The 25,029-nt window shown below is 68.4% G+C and carries 22 protein-coding genes and 1 pseudogene; 12 read left to right on the top strand and 11 right to left on the bottom strand.

What is annotated here, in order from left to right; all coding sequences use genetic code 11:
• Positions 1–15 precede the first annotated feature (15 nt).
• Positions 16–168: a hypothetical protein gene (locus DK389_RS32225; RefSeq protein ID WP_162560576.1), complete on the top strand. Its 153-nt coding sequence runs from the start codon at positions 16–18 to the stop codon at positions 166–168.
• 52 nt (positions 169–220) lie between these two features.
• Here the strand turns inward: DK389_RS32225 and DK389_RS08745 are convergent.
• A protein-coding gene (locus tag DK389_RS08745) for an IS3 family transposase (protein ID WP_109889188.1) occupies positions 221–1,572 on the bottom strand; the annotation gives its coding sequence in 2 pieces (ribosomal slippage) (positions 221–1,234 and positions 1,237–1,572; 1,350 coding nt in all).
• A gap of 126 nt (positions 1,573–1,698) precedes the next feature.
• Positions 1,699–3,918, bottom strand: coding sequence for a TM0106 family RecB-like putative nuclease (locus DK389_RS08740; protein ID WP_162560575.1), 2,220 nt, complete (start codon positions 3,916–3,918; stop codon positions 1,699–1,701).
• Between the two features lie 681 nt (positions 3,919–4,599).
• Here DK389_RS08740 and polA point away from each other — a divergent pair.
• Entirely contained in the window at positions 4,600–7,740 is a 3,141-nt protein-coding gene (gene polA, locus DK389_RS08735; protein WP_109888889.1) for a DNA polymerase I, read from the top strand.
• A gap of 249 nt (positions 7,741–7,989) precedes the next feature.
• Positions 7,990–8,793, top strand: a complete 804-nt coding sequence (locus DK389_RS08730) for a hypothetical protein (RefSeq protein ID WP_109888887.1) — start codon at positions 7,990–7,992, stop codon at positions 8,791–8,793.
• Between the two features lie 221 nt (positions 8,794–9,014).
• Here the strand turns inward: DK389_RS08730 and DK389_RS08725 are convergent.
• Positions 9,015–9,611: pseudogene (locus DK389_RS08725) on the bottom strand (transposase); the annotation flags it as partial.
• Between the two features lie 207 nt (positions 9,612–9,818).
• Here DK389_RS08725 and trhO point away from each other — a divergent pair.
• Both trhO and DK389_RS08715 read left to right on the top strand, forming a co-directional pair.
• Positions 9,819–10,571, top strand: a complete 753-nt coding sequence (gene trhO / locus DK389_RS08720; RefSeq protein ID WP_109888885.1) for an oxygen-dependent tRNA uridine(34) hydroxylase TrhO — start codon at positions 9,819–9,821, stop codon at positions 10,569–10,571.
• Positions 10,568–10,780 carry a SlyX family protein gene (locus tag DK389_RS08715; RefSeq protein ID WP_109888883.1) on the top strand — a complete coding sequence of 71 codons (213 nt, stop codon included), beginning with the start codon at positions 10,568–10,570 and terminating at the stop codon, positions 10,778–10,780. The genes trhO and DK389_RS08715 overlap by 4 nt, the downstream gene beginning before the upstream one ends.
• Positions 10,781–11,304: 524 nt before the next feature.
• On the opposite strand, the gene DK389_RS08710 is transcribed toward DK389_RS08715, so the two are convergent.
• Together DK389_RS08710 and DK389_RS08705 are read right to left on the bottom strand one after the other, a co-directional pair.
• The gene (locus DK389_RS08710; protein ID WP_109888881.1) at positions 11,305–12,744 is read right to left on the bottom strand and encodes an NAD-dependent succinate-semialdehyde dehydrogenase; all 1,440 of its coding nucleotides are present in this window, start codon (positions 12,742–12,744) and stop codon (positions 11,305–11,307) included.
• 116 nt (positions 12,745–12,860) lie between these two features.
• The gene (locus tag DK389_RS08705; protein WP_109896173.1) at positions 12,861–13,640 is read right to left on the bottom strand and encodes a class II glutamine amidotransferase; all 780 of its coding nucleotides are present in this window, start codon (positions 13,638–13,640) and stop codon (positions 12,861–12,863) included.
• A 377-nt stretch (positions 13,641–14,017) separates the two neighbouring features.
• On the opposite strand from DK389_RS08705, the gene DK389_RS08700 reads away from it, so the two are divergent.
• The gene (locus tag DK389_RS08700; protein WP_109888879.1) at positions 14,018–14,410 is read left to right on the top strand and encodes a response regulator; all 393 of its coding nucleotides are present in this window, start codon (positions 14,018–14,020) and stop codon (positions 14,408–14,410) included.
• Positions 14,411–14,530: 120 nt separating this feature from the next.
• Here DK389_RS08700 and rpsU read toward each other — a convergent pair whose 3' ends face one another.
• Both rpsU and DK389_RS08690 read right to left on the bottom strand, forming a co-directional pair.
• Complete coding sequence (gene rpsU / locus DK389_RS08695) at positions 14,531–14,848, bottom strand: 30S ribosomal protein S21 (protein WP_109888877.1); 318 nt, start codon at positions 14,846–14,848, stop codon at positions 14,531–14,533.
• Between the two features lie 251 nt (positions 14,849–15,099).
• The gene (locus DK389_RS08690) at positions 15,100–16,314 is read right to left on the bottom strand and encodes a polyhydroxyalkanoate depolymerase (RefSeq protein ID WP_109888875.1); all 1,215 of its coding nucleotides are present in this window, start codon (positions 16,312–16,314) and stop codon (positions 15,100–15,102) included.
• Between the two features lie 364 nt (positions 16,315–16,678).
• On the opposite strand from DK389_RS08690, the gene DK389_RS08685 reads away from it, so the two are divergent.
• On the top strand, positions 16,679–17,335 hold the full coding sequence (locus DK389_RS08685; protein ID WP_109888873.1) for a glutathione S-transferase family protein: 657 nt from the start codon (positions 16,679–16,681) through the stop codon (positions 17,333–17,335).
• Between the two features lie 51 nt (positions 17,336–17,386).
• Here DK389_RS08685 and DK389_RS08680 read toward each other — a convergent pair whose 3' ends face one another.
• Both DK389_RS08680 and DK389_RS08675 read right to left on the bottom strand, forming a co-directional pair.
• Positions 17,387–18,796, bottom strand: a complete 1,410-nt coding sequence (locus DK389_RS08680) for an ATP-binding protein (protein WP_109888871.1) — start codon at positions 18,794–18,796, stop codon at positions 17,387–17,389.
• Entirely contained in the window at positions 18,793–19,515 is a 723-nt protein-coding gene (locus tag DK389_RS08675; protein ID WP_109888869.1) for a response regulator, read from the bottom strand. Before DK389_RS08675 ends, DK389_RS08680 begins: the two co-directional genes overlap by 4 nt.
• Before the next feature lie 280 nt (positions 19,516–19,795).
• Here DK389_RS08675 and DK389_RS08670 point away from each other — a divergent pair, with 280 nt between their 5' ends.
• The 5 genes from DK389_RS08670 (at position 19,796) to DK389_RS08650 (ending at position 23,197) form a co-directional block, all read left to right on the top strand.
• A complete protein-coding gene (locus tag DK389_RS08670) occupies positions 19,796–20,074 on the top strand; it encodes an accessory factor UbiK family protein (RefSeq protein WP_109888867.1) in 279 nt (92 codons plus the stop codon).
• A 323-nt stretch (positions 20,075–20,397) separates the two neighbouring features.
• Positions 20,398–20,907, top strand: a complete 510-nt coding sequence (locus DK389_RS08665) for a type III secretion system chaperone family protein (protein WP_109888865.1) — start codon at positions 20,398–20,400, stop codon at positions 20,905–20,907.
• A gap of 12 nt (positions 20,908–20,919) precedes the next feature.
• On the top strand, positions 20,920–21,741 hold the full coding sequence (proC, locus tag DK389_RS08660) for a pyrroline-5-carboxylate reductase (RefSeq protein ID WP_109888863.1): 822 nt from the start codon (positions 20,920–20,922) through the stop codon (positions 21,739–21,741).
• A gap of 96 nt (positions 21,742–21,837) precedes the next feature.
• Entirely contained in the window at positions 21,838–22,608 is a 771-nt protein-coding gene (locus DK389_RS08655) for a TetR/AcrR family transcriptional regulator (RefSeq protein ID WP_194075178.1), read from the top strand.
• A 28-nt stretch (positions 22,609–22,636) separates the two neighbouring features.
• Positions 22,637–23,197, top strand: coding sequence for a cytochrome b (locus DK389_RS08650; RefSeq protein WP_109888861.1), 561 nt, complete (start codon positions 22,637–22,639; stop codon positions 23,195–23,197).
• Positions 23,198–23,225: 28 nt separating this feature from the next.
• Here DK389_RS08650 and DK389_RS08645 read toward each other — a convergent pair whose 3' ends face one another.
• Both DK389_RS08645 and DK389_RS08640 read right to left on the bottom strand, forming a co-directional pair.
• Complete coding sequence (locus DK389_RS08645; protein ID WP_236960750.1) at positions 23,226–24,014, bottom strand: AprI/Inh family metalloprotease inhibitor; 789 nt, start codon at positions 24,012–24,014, stop codon at positions 23,226–23,228.
• On the bottom strand, positions 24,011–24,940 hold the full coding sequence (locus DK389_RS08640) for a 2-hydroxyacid dehydrogenase (RefSeq protein WP_109896169.1): 930 nt from the start codon (positions 24,938–24,940) through the stop codon (positions 24,011–24,013). Before DK389_RS08640 ends, DK389_RS08645 begins: the two co-directional genes overlap by 4 nt.
• Between the last annotated feature and the right edge of the window lie 89 nt (positions 24,941–25,029).

Raw genomic sequence — 25,029 nt, 5'->3', positions numbered from 1 at the left:
GAGTGAGGTGCGGTCATGATCGACGCTGATCTCTCGACCACCCCAGTGGATCACCTGCCCATTGCCCTCCGGGCCTATGCTGAACCAGCAGCCTCGGAGAAGAAGGGAGCTGGACGCGTGCAGCGTCCCTCGGAGTGGGTGCTGATTGTCCGTCGTCAGATGATTTGAGACGATCTGGGACGCTCAGGAACGGAGGCTCTGGTCCACCTGGGTTGAGAGGTTAGGCAGCCCGCGCGTGGTGGCGCAAGCGGCGGTCGATGAGGGTCTGACGCTTGATCTGCGCCCGCTCGCGCAGGATGCCCTCGCCGCGGCCGAGATAGACGTCAGCGGGGGTGAGATTGCCCAGGCTCTCGTGAGCTCGGACGTGGTTGTAGTGCTCCACGAAGGCGGCAACCCGGGCCTCCAACTCGCCCGGCAGGTAGGCGTGTTCGAGCAGGATGCGGTTCTTGAGCGTCTGGTGCCAGCGCTCGATCTTGCCCTGCGTCTGGGGATGGCGCGGCGCACCGCGGATGTGGGTCATGCCTCGGCTGCCAAGCCATGTCGCCAAGTCACCCGCGACGTAGCTCGATCCGTTGTCGGTCAGCAGCCGCGGGCGATGCGCCACCGGCACCTGATCGAGCCCGGCCGCGGTCAGCGCCAGATCGAGCGTGGCGGTGACGTCGCTGGCCTGCATCGTGGCGCAGAGCTTCCAGGCCACGATGAAGCGCGAGAAGTCGTCCAGCACCGTCGACAGGTAGTACCAGCCCCAGCCGACAACCTTCAGGTAGGTGAAGTCGGTCTGCCAGAGCTGGTTGGGCGCCGTGGTCTTGTCGCGGAACGCGTCGGCGGCCTTGACGACGATGTAAGCGGGGCTGGTGATCAGGTCCTGGGCCTTGAGCAGGCGGTAGACGCTGGCTTCCGAGACGAAGTAGCGCCGCTCGTCGGTGAAGCGCACCGCCAGTTCGCGTGGGCTGAGTTCCGGCTCCTCCAGCGCGAGGGCGACGATCTGCTCGCGGATCTCTGTCGGTAGACGGTTCCAGACCCGGCTGGGCCGGGATGGTCGGTCAGCCAATGCCTCGGGACCGCCTCTCAGGTAGGCGTCGTACCAGCGGTAGAACGTCGATCGGGTGATGCCGAGCTTCTCCAGGGTGCGGCGCACCGGCAGGTGGGATTGCTCAACCAGCCGGATGATCTCCAGCTTCTCAGGGGCTGGGTACCTCATGCCTCGTCGTCCCCAGCCCCGCTCATGCTTTTTTTGAGCAGGCGGTTCTCCAGGAGGAGATCGGCCACAACCTCCTTCAGCGCGCCCGCCTCGCGGCGCAGCTCCTTGACTTCGTCTGCTGTCGCCGCCCGCGCCGTGTCGCCCGCCAGCCGCTTCTTACCGGCTTCCAGGAACTCCTTGGACCAGCCGTAGTACATCGAGCTGGCGATGCCCTCGCGCCGACACAGCTCGGCGATACTGTCCTCGCCGCGCAGGCCCTCCAGCACGATGCGGATCTTCTCCTCGGCCGAGAACTGCCGGCGGGTGGCCCGGCGGATGTCTTTGATCACCGCGTCTGCCGGCTTGCGTGCCAGTCCGGATGTCTGCTTCATCGTCGTGCCTCAGGACTACGATGAACCAGCCATCCTCCGTTCGTGAAGGGCCTCGATGTGTCTCAGGAGCGCTGACGGCGGACAGCTGCTCGTCGACCGCCATCAGAGCAGATTAGCACGCCGCGCTCACACCGGCGTGGTGCCAGCCGAACGGTTACCTTTGAAATCGCGCAGGAAATCCCGGACGACGCCGGCCTCACGTGATGGGGCAGGGACATACGCAACTTCAGCGTGATTCGTAAAAACCCAGACGTAGTGTACCTTGCCGCTTATTCGGACTTGAGTCTCGTCCGCATTGACGAGTCCTCCGCAGCAGATTCGGCGAAGAATGCTTTCATATACCGGCAGGTACCGCTGCGCGCAGCTGGTCTTTATGTTGCTCACCGCGTTGATTGGCATCTTCAGGCCAAACAGCGCATCCATGTTTCGAGCTACTGCTCGGATTGAGTTTCGAAGCTCGATGAGCTGGTAGACTACATATGCCTGCAGATTCGGGCCGTACTTTCCCTCCCGCGGCAGCTCGATCACGCCATGTTTGCAGTTCCAACACTGATACCGCATGAAGTTTTCTTGGACCGTCCAAAGTCTGACACCAAAGCGTGAAAACCGCAGATCGCAAGTAACCCTGCTACGTAGACCGTTTTTGTGGAACTTCCCTGCCCCACATTTTGGGCAGGCCGTCGGCCGGGCTTCTTGAGCGCGAACCGTCTTGTTGATGTGAGCATCGGCTTTATTGCAAGGAAGCCGGCGCCCGGGGCCGGCCCGTGCAGTTTTTCTTCTAAATGAGCGCAAGTAGACTTTGTCTCGCTGGTAATCCCAATAGGCGGCTTCGTTGATGCGCTGGAATTCCGGAAGGGCGTACGTCAACGGACCAAACCGAAGTGGATAGCTCCGTTCAAGTCCTTCCACGTTCACACTGTCAGTCTCAGAATCTGCCGATTGCTTCTCCAAAAGTAATTTATAAAGCCGTTCCGTCAGCATTTGGGTGGCTTGGCAGTCCTCTGCATTGTAAGCCAGCAAACGCTCTCTGAGCACTGGATTGCGGGTCCGCTCCCATCCGCTTCGCCAAACTAAGCTATTTGCTCCGGAGGCTTCTGGATCAGACCATTTACAGCCCAGGTATTTCCCAATTTCTTTCAACCCGTTCGAGTAAGTAGGGAAATAGACATGCGCATAAATAAGAGTTACCAAGTTGACCGCGCGAGACAGGAGGCCTTCAACAAAATCGCTGTCTTCTAAATCGCTGCAATAGCGAACCTTCATCCGCCGGAGGAACTGGGTCTCGTAGCTGCCATAATGAATGAGGCAGGGATTCCCAATCTGTTTGAGAGCGCTCAGGCATGAATTCCACATCTCCCGCTCGCCGACTTCGTTGTCTGCCCAAAAAGACCGTTGGACCTCTTGCTTGCCGGATGAGTATCGAAGGCCGACCAAATAGTAGAAAGTTCGATCCGGGATACCCTCAACGTCCATGTAAACCATAATTCCGGCAGGTGAGAGGGTTGGGGTCCCGACAATGTGGATGCGGCCCGTACGGACAGCCAGAGCCTTCAGGGCAGGGTCGTGCTTCAGATTGGTATTTGAGGCACTTCGCCTCCGGCGTGGCGGCCGGAAGGTATAAGATAACTGCGCTACGGAAGAGATGCCCTTTTGCATCATCTTCTTGCGCGTCTTGCCCCCGATGGTTGGCAGTAGACTTAGATCGTCGCTTGCAATCGCCAACTCGCGGCACCGCGTCTGAAATTCGCATGTCGGGCAATATCTATTGAGCTCGAGGGCAGGCGGCGTTGCAGCCGACAGAACCGCTCCGGCTGCCTTGAGAGCGCTGCGTGCCCTCACGAGCAACTTTGCGATATGCACACTCTGCTCAACGCAGTTCGAGCCACGGATGATCTTACCTGTTGACGGTGTCTGACCGACAACCTCGGAGGTTGCAAGTGTGTCAAAGGCCAGCGCGAGTTTGTCCGTGTAGGTCGTCTTTTCGTTTAGAGTAAAACGAATGGGACGGTAGATGATGCGTGCTCGTGCGACCGCGCCTGGCAATCGCTCCAACGCATCCGGATGCGCGGCACCCCACGTGAAGGGAATCTCTGGACCAATGATCAAGCTGTAAATACCAGCTCGGAGAATTTCAGGCGTAGGTGTTCCGACGAATACCTCGTGCGGCGGAATGCCGGCTCGCAACCGTTCCAATGCACACAGCCTGATTTCAGATTCAAGGGACCGCCGGAGAGCTTCAGTGTCGGACGTGATGCCTTTAGCGCCTTGTTGCAGCAAGTAGGCCTTGGTTGCGCACTCCAAGAACGCAGCAAACTTGCGGCCGGTAATCGCCTTGTTCATCAGCATGATAGGCGTCTCCGTTCTCATGAACGGCCTAATAGCTAACATTATATATAATACTTTGGCTATACAAAGTAGACCGAGATGCTTGACGTATCGGGTGTCCGATCCGGATTATATGCGCGGCTTTTCGAGCGATATATAGTAAGCAGACGCTTCGTATTACCAATGATGCAGCGTACTCTTCATTCCATATCCAGATTTTAAGCCCTCACAGAAGTATCCTCGGATCATGCTTTGCCGGCGTCCATGCTGGGCAAGATAATCAAGCCGCCGACCAGTGCTCTGGGCTGATAGGGGCCGAGGCTAGTTTAGCAAGCGATGGCGGCTGCCGACCATCCCTCGTTCCAAATCCGAGCGGCAACGGTCATCCAGCTCCTGGCATTCGATGAACGTCAATTTTGAGATCTATCGCCTGAAAACGGCTGCTGCAAAGCTATCGAGTTGCAATATTTATCGCGGCAATCGAGGTGCGCCGGACGGTGGTGCGGTCAAACCTGGCCTACGTCCGTGTCTTTCTCTATACCCCCTCCCGTTCGGGAGAGGGTCGGGGTGAGGGGGCGACCTGTCCGGGAAGACCTGTATCCCTCACCCGGTGCGCTCACGCGCACTCGACCTCTCCCGGACGGGAGAGGTGGGGGCCCGGCACCCTCGACGAAACGCCGTTTTTCCCGCAGACCATCGCGCATGACGAACGCCGCCTCCGCACCCTCCACGGTCGCCTCCGACAGCCCCCCCGTCGGCCCCGGCGATCAGGTTCTCCTGGTCGACGGCTCCTCCTTCATCTTCCGCGCCTATTTCCAGTCGATAAACCAGCCGGAGCGCTACAATTTCCGACCCTCGGACGGGCTGCCGACCGGGGCCGTGCGGCTGTTCTGCGCCAAGATCGCCCAGTTCGTGCAGGAGGGGGCGGCGGGGGTCTGCCCGACCCATCTCGGCATCGTATTCGACAAGTCGGAGGGCTCGTTCCGCAAGGAGATGTTCCCCGACTACAAGGGCCACCGCCCCGACGCGCCGGACGACTTGAAGCGCCAGATGCCGCTGATGCGCGAGGCCGTGCGCGCCTTCGGCCTGCACGCCGTCGAGCTGGAGCGCTACGAGGCGGACGACCTCATCGCCACCTATTCACGGCAGGCGGAGGCGCGGGGCGCCGGCGTCATCATCGTCTCCTCCGACAAGGACCTGATGCAGCTCGTCGGGCCCCTCGTGCGGTTCTACGACTTCGAATCGGGCGCCAAGGGCAAGCCCGGCTACCGGCCCGAGCGCAACCTCGATGTCGAGGCCATCATCGCCAAGTGGGAGGGGCTGCAGCCCGGCCAGATCGGCGACGCGCTGGCGCTGATCGGCGACACCTCGGACAACGTGCCGGGCGTGCCCGGCATCGGTCTCAAGACCGCCGCGGCGCTGATCAAGGAATTCGGCAGCCTGGAGGCGCTGCTCGAACGCGCGGGCGAGATCAAGCAGCCCAAGCGCCGGGAGACGCTGCTCGCCAACGTCGATCAGGCCCGCCTCTCGCGGCAGCTCGTGGCGCTGATGGAGGACGTGCCCGTCCCCGTCCCCCTCGATGACCTGCGCCTGCCGAAGCCCGACCCGGAGAGGCTCGTCGGCTTCCTCAAGGCGATGGAGTTCAACACGCTGACGCGCCGCATCGCCCAGATGCTCCACGTCGACCCCGAGGCGGTGAAGCCGGACCCGAGCCTGCTCCCCGGCGGTGCGCCCCACGCCTATGCCAACGCGAATGGCGGCAGCGACGCGCTGCCCTTCTTCGGCGACGTGCCGCCCGATCCGGAGGCCGCCGCCGGCGGGCTCGACCGGCCGGAGGGCGCGGGGCCCCCCGAGGTCGATCCCTTCGCCGACCTGAACCTGCCGGACGCCGCGCCGAAGCCGCGCGCCGCGCCCGAGCCCGGCCCCTCGAACCTCGTGGCCGCCCGCGCCGCGGAGGCCGTGAAGCCCTTCGACACGGCGTCCTACGAGACGATCCTGTCGCTGGAGCAGCTCGACGCCTGGATCGCCGAGGCCGAGGAGGCGGGCGTCCTCGCGGTCGACACCGAGACCGACGACCTCGACGCCAACCGCGCCGGCCTCGTCGGAGTCTCGCTCGCCGTCGCGCCGGGCCGGGCCGCCTACATTCCGCTCGCCCACCGCAAGGACGCGAAGGCCGGCGACCTCTTCGGCGACGGTGCGGAGGCCGGCGGCGACGGGCTGCTGCCCGAGCAGCTCGACCTCGCCGCGGCGCTGGAGCGCCTCAAGCCGCTCCTCGAGAACCCGGGCGTGCTCAAGGTCGGCCAGAACCTGAAATACGACTGGCTGGTCCTGTCCCGCTACGGCATCGAGGTCGGGCCCTTCGACGACACGATGCTGATCTCCTACGTGCTCGACGCCGGCAAGGGCGGGCACGGCATGGACGAGCTCGCCCGCCGCCATCTCGGCCACCAGCCCATCACCTTCTCGGACGTGGCCGGCACGGGCCGGGCCAAGGTCACCTTCGACAAGGTGGCGCTCGACAAGGCGACCGCCTACGCGGCCGAGGACGCCGACGTGACCCTGCGGCTCTGGCGGATGATGAAGCCCCGCCTCGTCGCCGAGCGGCGGGTCGCCGTCTACGAGACGCTGGAGCGCCCGCTGCTCCCCGTCGTCGCCCGCATGGAGCGCCAGGGCATCCGGGTCGACCGCAACATGCTGAGCCGGCTCTCGGGCGATTTCGCCCAGATCCTGGCGCGGCTCGAGGAGGAGATCCAGGAGGATGCGGGGGAGAAGTTCTCCGTCTCCTCGCCGAAGCAGATCGGCGACATCCTGTTCGGCAAGATGGGCCTGCCCGGCGCCAAGAAGACGCCTTCGGGCCAGTGGGCGACGCCCGCGACGCTCCTCGAAGAACTCGCGCAAGGCGGCCACGAGCTTCCGAAGAAGATCCTCGAATACCGCCAGCTCTCGAAGCTGAAATCGACCTACACGGATTCGCTGCAGGAGCACGCCGACCGCCGGACCGACCGGGTCCACACCTCGTTCTCGCTCGCCGCCACCACGACGGGCCGGCTCTCCTCCTCGGACCCGAACCTGCAGAACATCCCGATCCGGACGGAAGAGGGCCGGCGCATCCGCCGCGCCTTCGTGGCGGCCGAGGGCAACAAGCTGATCTCGGCCGATTACTCGCAGATCGAGTTGCGGCTGCTCGCCCACATCGCCGACATCCCGCAATTGCGCCAGGCCTTCGAGGACGGCATCGACATCCACGCGGCGACGGCCTCGGCGATGTTCGGCGTGCCGCTCACCGAGATGACGCCGGACCTGCGGCGGCGGGCCAAGACCATCAATTTCGGCATCATCTACGGCATCTCGGCCTTCGGCCTCGCCGATCGCCTCGGCATCCCGCAACAGGAGGCTTCGGCCTTCATCAAGCAGTATTTCGAGCGCTTCCCCGGCATCCGCGCCTACATCGACGACACCAAGCGCTTCTGCCGGGACAAGGGCTACGTGACGACCCTGTTCGGCCGCGTCTGCCACTACCCGCAGATCCGCTCGAACAACCCGCAGGAGCGGGCGAGCGTCGAGCGCCAGGCGATCAACGCCCCGATCCAGGGCACGGCGGCCGACATCATCCGCCGGGCCATGACGCGGATGGAGGGCGCGCTGGCGGCGGAAAAACTCAACGTGCGCATGCTCCTGCAGGTGCACGACGAGCTCGTCTTCGAGGCGCCGGAGGACGAGGTGGAGCGGGCGCTACCCGTGATCTCACGGGTGATGGAAGAGGCCCCGCACCCGGCGATCACGCTCCGGGTGCCGCTGGCCGTGGAGGCGCGGGCGGCGGGGAACTGGGAGGAGGCGCATTGAGGCAGGGACGCGGTGTTCCGGGCTCGTGATGTCTTGCTGAGGAGGTGCCTGCTTCGGGTGGAAAGCGGACATGCGGCTTCAAACTCATTGGACAATTGTGGGAGGGGGTGACAGGCTTGTTCGACATCGTCTATTTTTAGCTGCATGGACAGGAACGAGGTCTGGCGGCGGCAAGACGACTTTCGGATGTTAGCACAAAGCTCCGCTGAGCGAGCACGAACGCTGCTTGCTGGGAATGATGGCCGGTCGGTGACTTATGCCGCCCTTGAGCTTCGGTTCGGTCTCGAAGCCCTGATCTACGCCCACGCGATCAACTATTTGGACGAGCTTGGCGACCCGAGGCGGTTAGACTGGCAAGCCCCCAAGCTGCTTGAACAGCTAATTGACATCGATCCGTTCGCGGACAGCACCGTGTTCCTTCGTGCGGTGAACCCAACAACGGGCGAGCGACACGACGTTGGGATCGAGCGACGGCTTGATCTGAAGAAACTGAAAAAGCGCTACTACAAGCTCGGCAACGCCCTTCACGCGCCTTCAATCGCCAGCATGGCCGCTGATGAGCGAAAGGACATGACGGAGTGGCGAAGCTACTGCCAAGAGATCATCGCCGTCATCGACGAAGTGCTTGCATCTAACGCTACGGTCACGGGAGGCACGCACTACCAGATATTCCAGATGAACTGCTCATGCGGCACGGTTGTCAAACGTCGCACCGATGCGCTCTTCGTCCATCGTGACGATCACACAAAAGGAGCCCCATCGATTAAGGTGCGATGCTCTAACTGCGTCCAGTCGGCGGAGGTGTCCCTGAACGAAACGGGAGATAAATTCGAGGTTTCCCTTGATCTGCTCGCCTACGATTGCCCCTACGAGGGATGCGGCAAGCAGAACAGCATATGGGAACGTGAGCTTGTGGATGGGAAGGGGATGGACTGCGAGCATTGCGGCGGCCACATCCTCATGTCCACAATGATCCGGCCTGTTGTCGCCCGAAAGCTGGGCGGGCCTGCGAGCGCGAGGTCGGGTTACGGTCGAAAGCGGCCGCAAGTGTGAGCATGCAACACCGGCAAGTGGTCTTCAGAACCAGCCTCTCGCTCGAAAATCCCGACCCTCTCAGACCAGCAAATCTCGCGCGTTCGGCGGTAATGGAAAGCTGTATCCGTCACCGGATCTCTCCCGGACGAAGCCGTCCCGAAACACGCCGCCATCCACCTCTCCCGTCCGGGAGAGGTGGAATCGGCGCAAGCCGACCGGGTGAGCGACTGTCTTGCGGGTCAAGGTGATTTGGTCTGCCATGGTGTCTGGGTCCGCAGCATGGCGTTGAGGATGGTCAGCAGCTTTCGTGCGGTGGCGACGATGGCGACGATCTTGGGCTTGCCGCTGGCCACGAGCCTGTCGCGGAAGGCCTTGAGGGCCGGGTTGTGACGGGCGCCGACGAGGGCGCCCATGAACAGGGCGGCGCGCACGCTGGCTCTGCCGCCGCCGATGAAGCTCTTGCCGCGCCATCGGCCTGACTGGCGGGTGAAGGGGGCCAGACCCGCCAGCGCGGCGATCTGGCGGCGATCGAGCGTGCCGAGTTCGGGCATCTCGGCCAGCAGCGTGCGGGCGATCACCGGCCCGATCCCGGGCACGGAGGTGAGAAGCGCCTCCTTGGTGCGCCAAGCGGACGCGCCGCGCACCGCCCCGTCGATGTCGCCGTCCAGGCTGGCCAGTTCTTTCTCCAAGGCCTTGATCAGGCGCTGGATGCTCTTGCGGATCCGCGCGGGTGCGCGGGTCTCTCGCTGGCGCTCGGCACCGATCATCGCCACGATCTGGCGGCGGCGCGCCACCGGCTCACCCACGGGCTTGGCGTCCCTCGGGGTTGTCGGTCTCCCGCCGGCCACCGCTCCAAAATGCTTACCAGAGGACGGCCCGGACAAGTTACAAGGGGTGCGAGGCTTCCGGACAGGTCGCATCCCTCACCCCAACCCTCTCCCGAACGGGAGAGGGGGCGCGGCGCGTCTCGCTCGCCCGTGTCCTCCTGCCCGTGGCCTCCTGCCCGTGTCCTCCCGCGCGATCCCCTGCTAAACCCCCTCGCGATGCCCCACACCGTCGTCGCCCTCTACCGATTCACGCCGCTCCCCGACGCGGACAGGCTCGTCGCGCCGCTCCAGGCGTTCTGCGACGGGCTCGCGCTCACCGGCACGCTGCTCCTCGCCCGGGAGGGGATCAACGGCACGGTGGCGGGCGAGGCGGTAGCCATCGACGCGTTCCTCGCGGAACTGCGCACCGGCCCGCTCCTCGGCGGGCGGCTCGACGGGCTCGAATGCAAGCTGTCGCGGGCGGACAGCCCACCCTTCCGGCGCATGAAGGTGAAGCTGAAGCCCGAGATCGTCACCTTCGATGCCGGCGCCACCGACCCGACCGGCGATGTCGGCGCTCCCGTCGCGCCGGAGGATTGGAACGCGCTCCTCGACCGGCCCGGCCTGGTGCTCGTCGACACCCGCAACCGCTTCGAGGTGGCGCTCGGCACCTTTCACGGCGCCGAGGATCCGGGTCTGGCGCGCTTCTCCGATTTCCGGGCCTACGCCGACGCCCTCGACCCGGCGGATGAGCCCGACATCGCCCTGTTCTGCACCGGAGGCATCCGCTGCGAGAAGGCCGGCGCCTATCTCAAGGCGCGGGGCTTCCGGAACGTCCACCTGCTCCGGGGCGGCATCCTGAAATATTTGGAGACCGTGCCCGAGGCCGAGAGCCGCTGGCGGGGCGACTGCTTCGTCTTCGACGGCCGCATCGCCCTGGGCCACGGCCTGGAGGAGCGGGGCGACCACCCGCCGGAGGCCCTGCGATGAGCGACGACGGCGCCCGCATCGACCGGCTGGAGATGCGCCTCACCGAGCAGGACCGCGCGATCGAGGACCTGAACCGCACGATCACCGAGCAGTGGCGGATCATCGACCGGCTGACGCGCCAGGTCGCGGTGCTGACCGAGCATGTCGAGGAGGCAGCCGCCCGCAGCGATCCCCGCGGCGCCCCCGAGCCGCCTCCGCCGCATTACTGAGGCGGGCGGACGGGCATTCGTGCCCACTTTGTTCTTGACAGAATTCCTAAAATCTGCTTTCAATCCCGCACCTGCCGCCATCCAGCAGGGAGCCTGCCCGGTGGCCGACCGGGCGGGCCTGGGCGGCAGGGCGGTCCCGCGCCGGCGGCTTCGGTCGCCGCCGTCCCGGGCACGCTCGCGACGCGGGGTCGGCGGTTCGGGTTCGCGCCCGGCCGGCGGCTCCGGGAGAACCGGTGCCGGGCACCACTACGAGGCCCGGTGCGGCGACGGAGGTCCGATCAGGGACCGCACGAGATACGCGGCCTGAAGCCGGAGTCGACGCGCGTGTAGGAAGAACCGCGACGCGAAGGCGGCCTCAAGGCCCGGAAGGGCCGGAGGCCGTGGGGCGCCGGGGGATCGGCATCCGCAGCGCAACACCATCCTGGGTCCCGCGGCGTCCCGCGTCCCCTCCTCGATCCCGACGCTCCCGGCGCGCGACGCTCCGGGGCGCCGCTGACGCGAGCGCCGGTTCGCCGGCCGCGGGCTCAGCCGCCCGCCTGCGTCACGAACTTCGTCACCAGATAGCCCTCCAGAGCCTCGGCGCCGCCCTCGCTGCCGTAGCCCGAATCCTTCACGCCCCCGAAGGGCGTCTCGGGCACCGCGAGGCCGTGGTGGTTGATGCCGAGCATGCCGCTCTCGATCCGCGCCGCGACCTTGGCGGCGCGCGCGGCCGAGCTCGTATAGGCGTAGGCCGCGAGCCCGTAGGGCAGGCGGTTCGCCTCGGCGAGCGCCGCCTCGTCGTCCGAGAAGCGCTGCACGGCGGCGACCGGCCCGAACGGCTCCTCGTTCATCAGGCGGGCCGAGAGCGGCACGTCGGTCAGCACGGTCGGCTCGAAGAAATTGCCGCGGTTGCCGATGCGCTTGCCGCCGGTGCGCAGGCCAGCCCCCTGCGCCGTGGCGTCGGCCACGAGGCTCTCCATCGCCTCGAGGCGCCGCCCGTGGATCAGCGGGCCCATCCGCGTCTCGGGGTCGAGCCCGTCGCCGACCGTCAGCCCCTCGGCGAAGGCCGTGAAGCCGTCGAGGAAGCGGTCGAACACGCTCTCGTGGACGAGGAAGCGGGTCGGCGCCACGCAGACCTGGCCGGCATTGCGGAACTTGTTGGTGCCGAGCACCGAGACCGCCTTCTCGACGTCGGCATCCTCGAACACGATGGCCGGGGCGTGGCCGCCGAGTTCCATCGTCACCCGCTTCATATGGCGGCCGGCGAGCGCGGCGAGTTCCTTGCCCACCGCCGTCGAGCCCGTGAACGAGATCTTCCGGATGACCGGATGCGGGATCAGGTAGGCGGAGATCGCGGCCGGGTCCCCGAAGACGAGGGAGAGCGCGTCGCCCGGCACCCCGGCATCGAGATAGGCCCGCACCAGCGCGGCGCAGGAGGCCGGCGTGTCCTCGGGCCCTTTCAGGATCACGGAGCAGCCGGTGCAGAGGGCCGCCGCGATCTTGCGCACCGCCTGGTTGAGGGGGAAGTTCCAGGGCGTGAAGCAGGCGACCGGCCCGACCGGCTCGCGCAGCACGAGCTGCATCACGCCGTCCTGGCGGGCCGGGACGACCCGGCCGTAGGTGCGCTTGCCTTCTTCCGCGAACCAGTCGGTGACGTCGGCGGCGACCTGCGTCTCGAGGCGGGCCTCGGCGAGCGGCTTGCCCTGTTCCAGCGTCATGGTGTGGGCGATGTCCTCGGCCCGCTCCCGCAGGAGGTCTGCGGCGCGGCGCAGGACCTTGGCCCGCTCGATCGGCGCCACCTTGCGCCAGGAAGCGAAGCCCCGCTCGGCCGCCGCCAGGGCCTCGTCGAGGTCGGCCTGCGTCGCCACGGCGTGCTGGCCCAGCGTCTCGCCGGTGGCCGGGTTCAGAACCGGGCGCTGCTCGCCCTCCGCGCCGCCCCGCCAGCGCCCCGCGATCTGGAGTTCGACGTCCGCGTAACCGCCCATGGCAACCCACCCTGCTCGGCCGGCGTGCCTGCCGGCAGGGGTCTTTTAGGCGGCCGCCACCAGGGGGCCAACCCTCGGGGGGCCAACCCTCGGGAGGGCCGGGCCTCAGGCGGCGATCATCTCCGGCAGCGCCTCGGCCCCTCGGCGAGGGTGATCTCGCCGCGGCGGGCCCGGAGCGTGCCGCCCTTCGGCACCACCCGCCAGCCCTCGCGGCAGCCGTCGATCGGCTCGGAGACGACGACGAGGCCGGTCTCGCTCTGGCGATAATAGAGGCTCGGCGGGCGCCCGTCGCATGCCCAGCGGTAGGCGGTCAGCCACTCGCCGTCGGTCAGGAGCGCCGTGAAGCGCAGGGGCTCGCTGATGCCGGCCGCCCGCATCAGGCCGCGCACCGTGGCCAGCGTCTCGGCCATGGCGCGGATCGGGTCCTGTTCCAGCCCGTTCGCGAGCGCCAGGAGGAAGAGCGCCTCGGAATCGGTGGTGCCCCGGCGCCCGTCGTAGAGCGCATCGGGGATCAGGGCCTCCAGCCGCCGCTTGATGCGGTGATAGCCGCCGATCTGCCCGTTGTGCATGAACATATGCCGCCCGTGCACGAAGGGGTGGCAGTTCGCCCGGCTGGTGACGGTGCCGGTGGCAGCGCGGACATGGGCGAAGAAGGTCCGGGCCCGCACCTGCCGGCAGAGGTTCACGAGGTTCTCGTCGGACCAGGCCGGGGAGACGTCGCGGTAGATGCCGGGCTCGGCCCGCTCGCCGTACCAGCCGATGCCGAAGCCGTCGCCGTTGGTCTCGGTCTTCGCCTCGGCGGCGTGGAGCGACTGGTGCACCAGCGAGTGCGTCGGCGCGCAGACCAGATCGGACAGGAATTCCGGTTCACCGCTGTAGGCGAGGAAGCGGCACATGGCGACGAACACCCCCTGACGAACGCGTGGGTCGGGCTCAGGAACGGCCAAGCAAGCGCCGTTCCGTTTCGGGCCTCAGCGTTCGCACAACCGTAACATTCGATCCGCTGCGGTGAACAGTTGGTTAATGCACCGCAGCATCGAGCCCGGTGGGGCTAGCCTGCAACTCAGGTCGCCACGTGGCGCCGGCATGGCACGTCCGGGGCGCCGGCTTCCGGGATGGCCCTGCGTGCAAAATTAGACAATGCGACGGAAATAATCCCGACTCTTGCCCGTTGATCGAGGCCAGCGCAGCATGGGCGGATGGGAATCAGCAGCCCAGTCGCGGCGTGCGCGTATCCCGAGGCATCATCAACAACCTGAGAAGAGGAGGCTTCATGGGCCAAGCTCTGCCCCCATGCCCCGTCGCCCTCGTGGTCGAGGACGACTCGGCCGTGCGCGATCTCGCCGCCGCCGTCCTGGAGGAGACGGATCTCGCCGTCATCGCCTGCGAGAGCGCGGAGGCGGCGATTTCCGTGCTGGAGCGGACGGACCTCACCGTCGCCCTGCTCTTCGCCGACGTGCGCCTGCCGGGCCGCATGGACGGGATCTCGCTCGCCCGCACGGTCGAGAGCCGCTGGCCGGATGTCCGCGTCATCGTCACCTCGGGCTACAACGAGGGCCGCAACGCCCGCCTGCCGTCCGGCGCCGTCTTCATGCAGAAGCCCTGGCGGGCCCTCGACGTGCTGGTCCAGGCCGAGCACGCGACGGAGGCCGCGCGGGCGGCCTGAAGGCGGGCCGCCCGACGAGGGGCGGCCTGAACGAAAAGGCCCGCGCCGCAGGGCGGCCGGGCCTCATCGAGAGGTCGGTCTTGGAGGATCGGGCGGGCCGCCGCGACGGCCCGCACCGGATCAGGCGGTCGCGTTGCCCGCGTTCGGCGCCTGCTGCTGCGGAGCGGCGCCGGTCGAGGGCAGGCCCGGACGGCGCGGACCGGCACCGAAGCGGGGCTTCGGCTTCGGGGCCGCGATCAGGCCCTCGCGGATGGCGGTCTTGCGGGCCTGCTTGCGGGCCCGGCGGACGGCCTCGGCCTTCTCGCGCGCCTTGCGGACGGAGGGCTTCTCGTAGGCCTTGCGCTGCTTCATCTCGCGGAAGATGCCTTCACGCTGCATCTTCTTCTTGAGAACGCGGAGCGCCTGATCGACGTTGTTGTCGCGAACGAGTACCTGCAACGGTCTTGATCCTCTAGAACATCTGTTTTCGGGCGTCGCCGGGATCGAGGCCGGGGCTTCACCAGGAAATCGACAAACGCCCCTGTCCCGGGAGGCACCCGGGAGGGACGTCGATCGAACGGACTCGAATCGGCGCGTAAATGCACACCTGACCCGATCCCTTACACGAAGCGCGGGCGACTTCCAACCGGGCAGGCGGCCGAGGGTGCGGGAGGCGGCGGGCGCTGCAGCGCTGCCACAGGCCGGCCGTCTCAGCTGTGCGACTGGATGAAGTTGCGCACCAGCGGGTAGGTCTGCGTCTCCCACTTGCGGCCGGAGAACACCCCGTAATGGCCGACGCCGGCCTGGAGGTGGTGGCTCTTCATGTGGGGAGGCAGGCCGGTGCAGAGGTCGTGGGCGGCCATGGTCTGGCCGACGGCGCAGATGTCGTCGCGCTCGCCCTCGACGGTCATCAGGGCGGTGCGCCGGACGGCGCGCATGTCGATCGGCTCACCGCGATAGGTGAGCTCGTTCTTGGCGAGCGTGTAATCCTGGAAGACCATCTGCACGGTCTCGAGGTAGAATTCCGCCGGCAGGTCGAGCACCGCGAAGTACTCGTCGTAGAAGGTCTCGATCGCCTGCGCCTTGTCGATCTCGCCGTTGGCGAGGTGCCAGAACAGGTCCGCATGGCCCTGCATGTGGCGCTTGGCGTTCATCGACACGAAGGCCGAGACCTGCACGAAGCCGGGATAGACCCGGCGGCCGGCACCCTTGTGGCGCCGGGGCACGGTCGAGATCAGGTTCTTCTCGAACCACTCGATCGGCTTCGAGGTGGCGAGCGCGTTCACCCCGGTCGGGCTGATGCGGCAATCGACCGGGCCGGCCATCAGCGTCATGGAGCGGGGCGTGGCGGGGTTTCGGGTCTGCGCCATCACGGCGGCGGCGGCCAGGGTCTGCACCGCCGGCTGGCAGACCGCCACCATGTGCGATCCCTCGCCCATCGTCTCCAGGAACTGGACGAGGTGGTCGACGTAATCGTCGAAGCCGAAGCGGCCGGCCGAGAGCGGCACGTCGCGGGCGTTGTGCCAGTCCGTGATGTAGACGTCGTGATCCGGCAGCAGGGTGCGCACCGTGCCGCGCAGGAGCGTGGCGAAGTGGCCCGAGAGGGGGGCCACCACCAGCACCTTCGGCTGCGGGGCGTCGATGTCCTTGCGGAAGCGCAGCAGCGTGCCGAAGGGCGTGGCCGTGACCGGCTCCTCGATCACCGGCACGTCGCGGTTGCCGACGCGAACGCCGGAGATCCCGAAAGCGGGCCGCGCGAAGGTCAGCCCGGCGCGCATCATCATGCGGGCGCCCGCCGCCCACCACGAGACCGGCTCGCGGTGGCCCGCACGGGTCCAGGGCGAGATCGCATCGTGCAGGACGCGGCCCCAGGCGCGGGTCTGTTCCGCGAGGTCGGCCTGCACCTCGAACGCGTCGTACAGCATGGGGCGGGCTCTCGTGCGGGATCGGCCCTCGGAGAGAGCGGTCACGGCCGTGGAGGAGGGCAGCCACGCCACTGTGCGCTGCATGTTCATTGCGCGCCAAGGATTAGCCGGGCGCGAAAGGGCCGCAACCGGCAAAAAGTACGAAGCTGCAGGCTGTTGTTCCGCTGCATCACCTGAAGACGGATTGCAGAAGCCATGCCAGACGGCGATCCTCCTCCGTGACGGCGCGCGAGGGCGGACGGCGCGCGGATGTCAAGCTGGACAAACGTCGACCGCTGGCCCGCGCCCTCGCGTCAAGCTTGAGCACGGCACGAGTCTTGATTCGCCCGGTCCGAAGGAAACGATGCGCCCGAGGGAAGACGCGATGGAAGCGGCGACGCTGACGATCTCAAGCCGGAACTACTCGTCGTGGTCGCTGCGCGGCTGGCTGATCTGCCGGATGGCTGGCCTCGATTTCGAGCCGGAAGTCCTGTCGGGACAGGACGCCTCGACCCGGGCGGAGCTCCTGCACCTCTCGCCCTCCTTCCTCGTGCCGCGCCTCGCCCACGGCCGGGTCGCGGTGTGGGATACGCTCGCCATCGCGCAGTATCTCAACGAGATCTGCCCCGACGCCGAGCTCCTGCCGAGGGACGTGGCGGCCCGCGCCCACTGCCTCTCCATCGCGGGCGAGATGCATGGCGGCTTCATCAACCTGCGCTCGGCGCTGCCGATGAACCTCAAGGCGCATCATCCGAACTTCAAGATCTTCAACGGCGCCAAGGGCGACATCGAGCGGATCGTGGCGATCTTCGACGAGTGCCTGACGCGCTACGAGGGCCCCTACCTCTTCGGCGAGGCGCCGACGCTCGCCGACGCCATGTACGCGCCGGTCTGCACGCGCTTCCGCACCTACGACGTGGCGCTGCCCCCTCGCGCCAACGCCTACCGCGACACCATCCTGTCCTGGCCCCTCATGGTCGAGTGGACGGAGGCCGCCATGAACGAGCCCGAGGAGATCGAGGAACTCGACATGGAGTTCTGAAGACCTGCCGGGCCCGGCCGTCGAGGGGCAGGGCCGGGGCCTGCCGCCGCCTCACTCCGCCGCGAGGGGCGGCGCGGCGGGGGGCGCGGGCGCGGCCGGCGCATTCTGGGTGGTGGCGGGCAGCTCGAAGCGGGCGCAGAGGCCGCCTTCGGGTCGGTTCGTGAGGCTCAGCCGGCCCCGATGCGCTTCGGCGATGGCGAGGACGATGGAGAGGCCGAGGCCGAAGCCGCTCGCCTCGTTGAGGTTCCGCGCCCGGTCGCCCCGCACGAAGGGCTGCAGCATCGCCTCGCGCTCCGCCTCCGGGATTCCGGGACCCGCGTCGCAGACATCGACCGCTGCGCCGCGGGGGCCGCTGTCCATCCGCAGCACGGCCGCGCCGCCGTACTTCACCGCGTTCTCGACGAGGTTCGTCAGCGCCCGCTGCAATTCGTCCGGCCGGCCGCGCACCAGCAGGTGCCGGGCGTGCTCGACCCGGACGTCGGCCCCGATGTCGCTGAACCCGTCGCAGACCGTCTGCACCACGGAGGCGAGATCGACGAGCACCATCTGGCCCGTCTCGCCGCCCTGGCCGTCGCGGACGTAGGAGAGGGCCGCCTCGACGAGGCCGTTCATCTGGTCGAGGTCGCGCAGCGTCATCGTGCGGGCGTGCTCGTCCTCGATGAACTCCGCCCGCAGCCGCAGGCGGGTGATCGGCGTGCGCAGGTCGTGGCTGATGGCGGCGAGCATCTGGGTGCGGTCGTCGAGGAGCCGGCGCACCCGCTCCCGCATCCGCTCCAGGGCACGGGAGACCGCCAGCACCTCCTCCGGGCCCCGCCGGGGCAGGGAGACGATGTCGTTGCGCGCCCCGAAGGCCTCGGCCGCGCCGGCGAGCCGCGCGAGCGGCGCCGTCAGCGCCCGCGCCGCCCAGACGCAGAGGAGCGCGAGGGTCAGGCCGAGGAAGACCACGGTGAAGATGATGGCCCCCTGCCGCGGCGAGCGCAGCGGCTCGTCCGGCAGGCTCGCCTGGAGGACCGCCCCGGACGGGGTGACGAGACCGAGCCGCAGGGCGTCGCGCTTGGCGTCCTTCGGCGCCAGATCGACGACGGCGAGGGGGCGTCCGAACCCGTCGCGCAGGCGCCCGACGATCGGATGGTCGTCGAGATCGTCCGCGCCCTCGGTCGGGACGCGGCCGTCCCAGGGGGCGATCCGCAGGTTCGGGAGGGAGCGGGCGGCGTTGCGCAGCAGCGCCTCGCGCTCGGCCGGCTCGGCGGCTTCGAGCAGGCGGGCGACGGTGGCGAGGCGGTTGGCCGCGACGCCCGGATGGTCGTCCGGCCGCCAGGGTTCCCGCAGGAGCACGAAGGCCAGCGTCGCCACGACATGCGCCACCGCGATCGCGGCGACGACGAGGAGCGCGATCTGCCCCGCGACGCTGCGGGGGCGCAGGCGTGCCATCAGCCGCGTCAGCAGGGCCGGTGCGGTCATGACCGGGTCACCTCCGGGGTGAACAGGTAGCCCCCGGAGCGGATGGTACGGATAATCTCGGGATTGCGCGAATCCTGCTCGATCTTCTGGCGGATCCGGCTGATGAGCACGTCGATGCTGCGCTCGAACGGGCCGGCGGCGCGCCCCTGCGTCAGGTCGAGGAGCTGGTCGCGGGAGAGGACCCGGCCCGGCCTCAGGCAGAGGGCGTGCAGGAGGTCGAACTCCGCCCCCGTGACGGCGATGCGCGCGCCCTCCGGGCTCAGCACCTGCCGGAGCGAGATGTCGAGCGTCCAGCCGGCGAAATGGAGGCGGCGCGCGCCGTCGTCGCCCGCCGTCTCGGTCGCGGCGCCCCGGCGCAGGATGGCGCGGATGCGCGCGAGCAGCTCCCGCGGGTTGAAGGGCTTGGCGAGATAATCGTCGGCGCCGAGTTCCAGGCCGATGATCCGGTCGATCTCCTCCGACTTTGCCGTCAGCATCAGAATCGGGATCGACGAGGAGCGCCGCAGCCGCTTGCAGAGGCTCAGGCCGTCCTCGCCGGGCAGCATCAGGTCGAGGACGATGAGATCGACCCGCGCGTCCGAGAGGACGCGATCCATCTCGCGGCCGTCCCCGGCGAGGCTGACGCGGCACTCGTTGGCGCGCAGGTAGCGGGCGACGAGGGAACTGATCTCCCGGTCGTCCTCGACGAGGAGAATGTGGGGCGTGGGCGTCGTCGTCATCGGCCGGTTCGACTGGGCAATTTCATGGCGCTTTATGCCTTGCGCGGCCGAGCCTCCGGAACCGGGTGCCGGGCGCAAAATTGTAACGGCCTGTTTCCGGAGGCAGCCGGCCTGGCGCCACGCGTTGTGGAAAGCGGCGCCGCGGGGCCCGCGCGGATTGCCGCCGAGTCCGCGGATTCCTATGTCCCGTTGAGGCGCCGAATCGGAGCGGCGCCGGACCATCCGCGCAGCCAGGGGCGCGTGCCGGGCTCGCGGCATCGCTCGATTCCGGGAGACGACGATGCAGACCTCCAACCGCCTGTTCGACGATTTCGCCCGCCTGATGACCGATGCGGCCGGCGCCGCGCAGGGCGTGCGCCGGGAGGCGGAGGGCGTCGTGAAGGCGCAGTTCGAGCGCCTGATCCGGGACATGGACATCGCCTCGCGGGAGGAGGTCGACGTGTTGCGCGACCTCGTCACGACGCTTCGCGCCCAGAACGACGGACTCGCCGCGCGGGTGGCCGCGCTCGAGGCCAAGCTCGGGCCGGACGCGACGGCCGGCACCACCGAGTCAGTCTGACGCAGGCGCCGTCCGGGGCTCGGCAAGGGTGCCAAACGGACCTGTCCACCGCCTCGGGTTTGTGCACAGGAAGCAGCGGTGGATAGGCCCTTTCCTGTTCACCGGTCGCGATGGCCGCTTTGAAACGCGAGTCCGGCGCGGTCTATAGTCAGGGACGCACTGATTCGCCTGATTCGCCGAAGACCATGAACGCCTAAGCTTTCGCCGCCCTGCGCTGGACCTTTTCTGGTCGGCTCTCACCTTGTCGCGGCGTGCTTGGACGCTCCGGTTTCTTGTTCTCACCCTGTCGCTGCGGCCCCCACGGGCCGGCAGCCCGGATCGCCATGACCCAGCTCCACGTCGACACCGAAGATCACGACCGGCTCGAGCATCCGCTCGACGTGGTGGAGCGGCTCGCCTCCCTGCGCGACTGGATCTTCGACCGGGCCGAGACGGACGAGATGTCGGTCTCGGTGGCGGGCCGCTGGACGGATTACCACGTGGCCTTCACCTGGATCGAGGACATGGAGGCCCTGCACGTCGCCTGCGCCTTCGATCTCAAGGTGCCCGAGCGGCGCCGTCAGGAAGTTCTCAAGCTGGTCTCCCTCGTCAACGAGCAGCTCTGGATCGGCCATTTCGACCTGTGGTCGACGGACAACGTGGTGATGTTCCGCCACGCCCTGCTGCTGGCCGGCGGCGTCGCGCCGACCCATCCGCAATGCGGCATGATGCTGAAATCGGCCGTCGAAGCCTGCGAGCGCTATTTCCAGGCCTTCCAGTTCGTGCTTTGGGCCGGCAAGCCGGCGCGGGAAGCCCTCGACGCCGTGCTCTTCGAGACCGAGGGCGAAGCGTAGGGTCGCGGCACCATGTCCGAGACGCCGAACCTGCCCGCATCGCTGACCCTCGTCGGCGCCGGCAAGATGGGGGGCGCCATGCTCGCCGGCTGGCTGGCGGGCGGCCTCGACCCGCGGCGCACCGCGATCGTGGAGGCCGCACCCTCGCCCGAGATCGTTGAACTCTGCGCCGCCCGCGGCCTCGCGCTCAACCCGGCCGCGCCGCCTGTTTCCGAGGCCGTCGTGCTCGCGATCAAGCCGCAGGGCCTTGCCGCGACCGCGCCGGACCTCGGCCCCCTGATCGGTCCCGATACGCTCGTCGTCTCGATCCTCGCCGGAAAGACCATCGCCGACCTGAAGGCGCGGCTGCCGGGCGCGCGCGCCGTGGTGCGCGCCATGCCGAACCTGCCCGCCAGCATCGGGCGGGGGGCGACGGGAGCGGCGGCGAGCCCGGAGGTGACGCCGCGGCAGCGCGACCGCGCGGACGCCCTCTTGCGGGCGGCCGGTCTTGTCGAGTGGCTCGACGACGAGGCGCTCATCGACGCGGTGACGGCGGTGTCCGGATCGGGGCCGGCCTACGTCTTCCTGCTGGCCGAGGCGCTGGCCGAGGCCGGCGTCAGTGCCGGTCTGCCCGCGGAGATCGCGGCCCGCCTGGCGCGCGCGACCGTGGCCGGCGCGGGCGCACTGCTCGACGCGGAGGCGACCGAGGCCGCGCAGCTGAGGCGCAACGTGACCTCTCCCGGCGGCACCACGGCGGCGGCCCTCGACGTGCTGATGCGGGCCGACGGGATGCCGGCCCTCCTGCGGGAGGCGGTCGCCGCCGCCAAGCGCCGGGCGGGCGAGCTCGCCGGCTGAGTGCGCCGCCGCGCGGCGTTTTTTCTTCCCCGCTCGGGGTCCCCATCGGAAAATGGCGCTTACATAGAGGGCACGACCGACGAGGAGCGGGACGCGATGGAGAAGTCCGGAAGCCCGAAGGGCAGGAGCGCGAAGGCGGCTGCGGCGAAGGCCGGCGGACCGGAGGCACCGAAACTGCCGCCGCGCGAGGCCGCCGTCGAGGCCCTGATGCGGCTGGCCGCGGAACAGCCCTGGAACGACATCGAGCTCGGCGACATCGCCCGGGAGGCCAATCTGAGCCTTGCCGAGATGCGCGACCTCTTCCCCTCGAAGGGGGCCGTCCTCGGCGGTCTCTCCCGCCTGATCGATCGGACGGTGTTGGAGGGCGACACGTCCGACCTCGCGGACGAGCCGGCCCGCGAGCGCCTGTTCGACGTGCTGATGCGCCGGCTCGACGCCATGGCGCCCTACAAGTCGGCCCTGCGGCGGATCTCGTACGCGCTTCGCGGCGACCCGCTCGCGATGATCGCCCTCAACGGCGTCGCCCTCAACTCGCACCGCTACATGCTGGCCGCTGCCGGCATCGATACGGAGGGTCCGCTCGGGCGCCTGAAGCTGCAGGGCACGGTGATCGCCTTCTCCCGCGTGGTCGAGACCTGGCTCGACGACGACGACCCGTCGCTCGCCCGCACGATGGCCCGCCTTGACCGCGAGATCCGCAACGGCGAGCGCGTGATGGAGCGCGCCGAGGATCTGCGCCGGCTCTCGGCGCCCCTGCGGGCGCTCGGCCGCTCGTTCCTCGAGCGCCGCCCGCGCCGCAACGAGCGCGATACGCGCAACGAGGATGACGGCAACCCGCTCGGAGGCGATCCGGCGGCAGCGATCTGAAGCCGCTGCGCGGCGGGGGAGGGGACGGATGGCCGACACCGCGCGACCGGCGCGCCTGCGCTACACCGCGACGCAGCAGGCGCTGCACTGGATCACCGCCGCCCTGGTGCTCGCCGTGCTGCCGCTGGCCTGGATTGCCGAGAGCCTCGCCCGCGACGCACCGGCCAAGGGCACGATGTTCGTGCTGCACAAGTCGGTGGGGCTGACGATCCTCGCCATCGTGATCGCCCGGATCGTCTGGCGGATGATCCACCCGGCGCCCCCGCATCCCGCCACGCCGGCGGCCCTGACCATTCTCGGGCGGCTCAACCACGGGCTGCTCTACGCGATCTTCCTAGTGATGCCCGTGAGCGGCTACCTGCTGAGCGCGCTCGCGGGCCGGGACACGCCGTATTTCTGGCTCTTCACCGTTCCGGGCCTCGCCAAGGACGAGGCGCTGCAGCCGATCTTTAAGCAGGTCCACCTCGTCGGGCAGTGGGCGGTCTACGCCCTCGTCGTGCTCCACGTGCTGGCGACCGCTTGGCATGTCGCCATCCGCCGCGACGGCCTGCACGAGCGCATGCTGCCGGCTCAGAAGCCGCAGGCATAAGGGAGCGGGAGCCGGAAACGAGGCGGCCTCAGGGGCCCTCGATCTTCCGCAACAGGAAGGTCGTGCCGGTCTCGGGGTCGCGGCGCCACCGGCCGTCGCCCATGGGCACCAGATTCACGACGTGGCCGCGCTTGGCCACCAAGGTGAGGCGGCCCGAGGCGTAGCGCCACGTCACCGGGTCGAAGATCGCGAGACCGTTGTCGCGGCAGCCGTCGAGGACGTGCACCGGCGCCGCCGCGCCGTCTCGCGGCGCGAGGGAGAGGCGGCACACATCCTGGTCCTGATAGCGGTCGAGGGCATAGACGCCCGGGGCCGGTCCCGGCTCCGACGCTGTCGGTTCGGCAGTACTGGTCGGCGGTGCCGCTCCGGCCTCCGCGGCCGGGCCGGAAGCGGCGGGCTCCGGCGGGCGCATCGCCTGGATCTGCAGCGGCACGAGGCTGTAGGCCTCGCCGGTCTCGGCCTTTGCGAGGAGGCTTCTCTGGTCGGGCCGCCGGGCGAACATCAGGACGGGCCGCAGGTTGCGGTCGACGAGACGCATCGTGCCGTCCGTGAAGAGCCAGCCGGCGATGCCGTTCATGATCGGCAGCGCCTTGCGGCAGCCGGCGGGGAAGAACAGGCGGCGGCCCGCCTCGCCGCTCTCGCCGGTCAGCGTCATCACGCAGCGGCGCGTGCTGCCGTCGCGGGAGAGGTCCCAGGTGCCCGGCACGCCGCTGGCCGTCTCGGGGAGGCTCGCCACGAACAGCTCCGGGGGCGGCGGCGTCTCCTGGGCCCGCGCGGCGCCGGTCGCGAGGAGCAGGGCGGCGAGGACGCGCCTCACGGCTGCCCGCTCCAGGGCGTCTCGGGCACCGGCGTGAGCGGCCCCTTGCCGGCGAACCACGCCGTGAGATTGTCCACGATCAGCTGCCCCATCGCGGCGCGGGTGTGCACGGATCCCGAGCCGACATGCGGCAGCAGGACGACGTGATCCATCGCCGTCAGCGCGTCCGGCACGTGCGGTTCGCCGGCGAACACGTCGAGCCCCGCCCCGAGGATCGTGCCCGATCGCAGGGCCGCGATCAGCGCCGCCTCGTCGACGAGGCTGCCGCGGGCGACGTTGACGACGATGCCCTGGGGCCCGAGCGCCTCCAGCACCGCGGCGTTCACGATGCCCCGCGTCTCGGGTCCGCCCGGTGCGACGATCATCAGCACGTCCGAGGCCCGTGCAAGGTCGGGGAGCGAGGCGTGATAGGCGTAGGGCACGTCCTGAGGCGAGCGTCCGTGATAGGCGATGTCGACGCCGAAACCCTCGAGACGGCGGGCGATCGCGCGGCCGATCCGCCCGAGGCCGAGGATGCCGACGGTACGGTTTCGCAGGGTGGCGGTGAGCGGGAACGATTTTTCCGGCCAGCGCCCGGCCCGCAGGTAGCGGTCGGCCTGAGGGATCTGGCGGAGCGTGGCGAGGAGGAGGCCGAGCGCGAGGTCGGCGACCTCGTCCGAGAGCACGTCCGGCGTGTTCGTGACCACAATGCCGCGGCTTCGCGCGGCGCCGACGTCGATCGTGTCGTAGCCGACGCCGAAGCTCGCCACGATCTCAAGGTTCGGCAGGCGGGCGAGGAGGTCCGCATCGACCGGCGCGTGCGCGTTGACCGCCATGGCCCGGATCCGCGGCCCCACCTCCGCGAGGAACCCGTCCCGCGCCGGGGCCTCGTCGAGACGGTGCAGGACGAAGTCCCGCTGCAGACCCTCCATGACGAGGGGTTGCATCGGGCGAAGGAGGAGGAGGTCGGGGCGCAACGGCTGAGGCTCGGAACTTGCAAAAACCGCCGCCGCGAGGCGGACGTGATCAGATCATA

Source organism: Methylobacterium durans (assembly GCF_003173715.1).
In the GTDB taxonomy this organism is placed as follows: domain Bacteria; phylum Pseudomonadota; class Alphaproteobacteria; order Rhizobiales; family Beijerinckiaceae; genus Methylobacterium; species Methylobacterium durans.
Note: the sequence above shows the minus strand (reverse complement) of the source record. Positions and strands in the feature narration are given on the sequence as shown.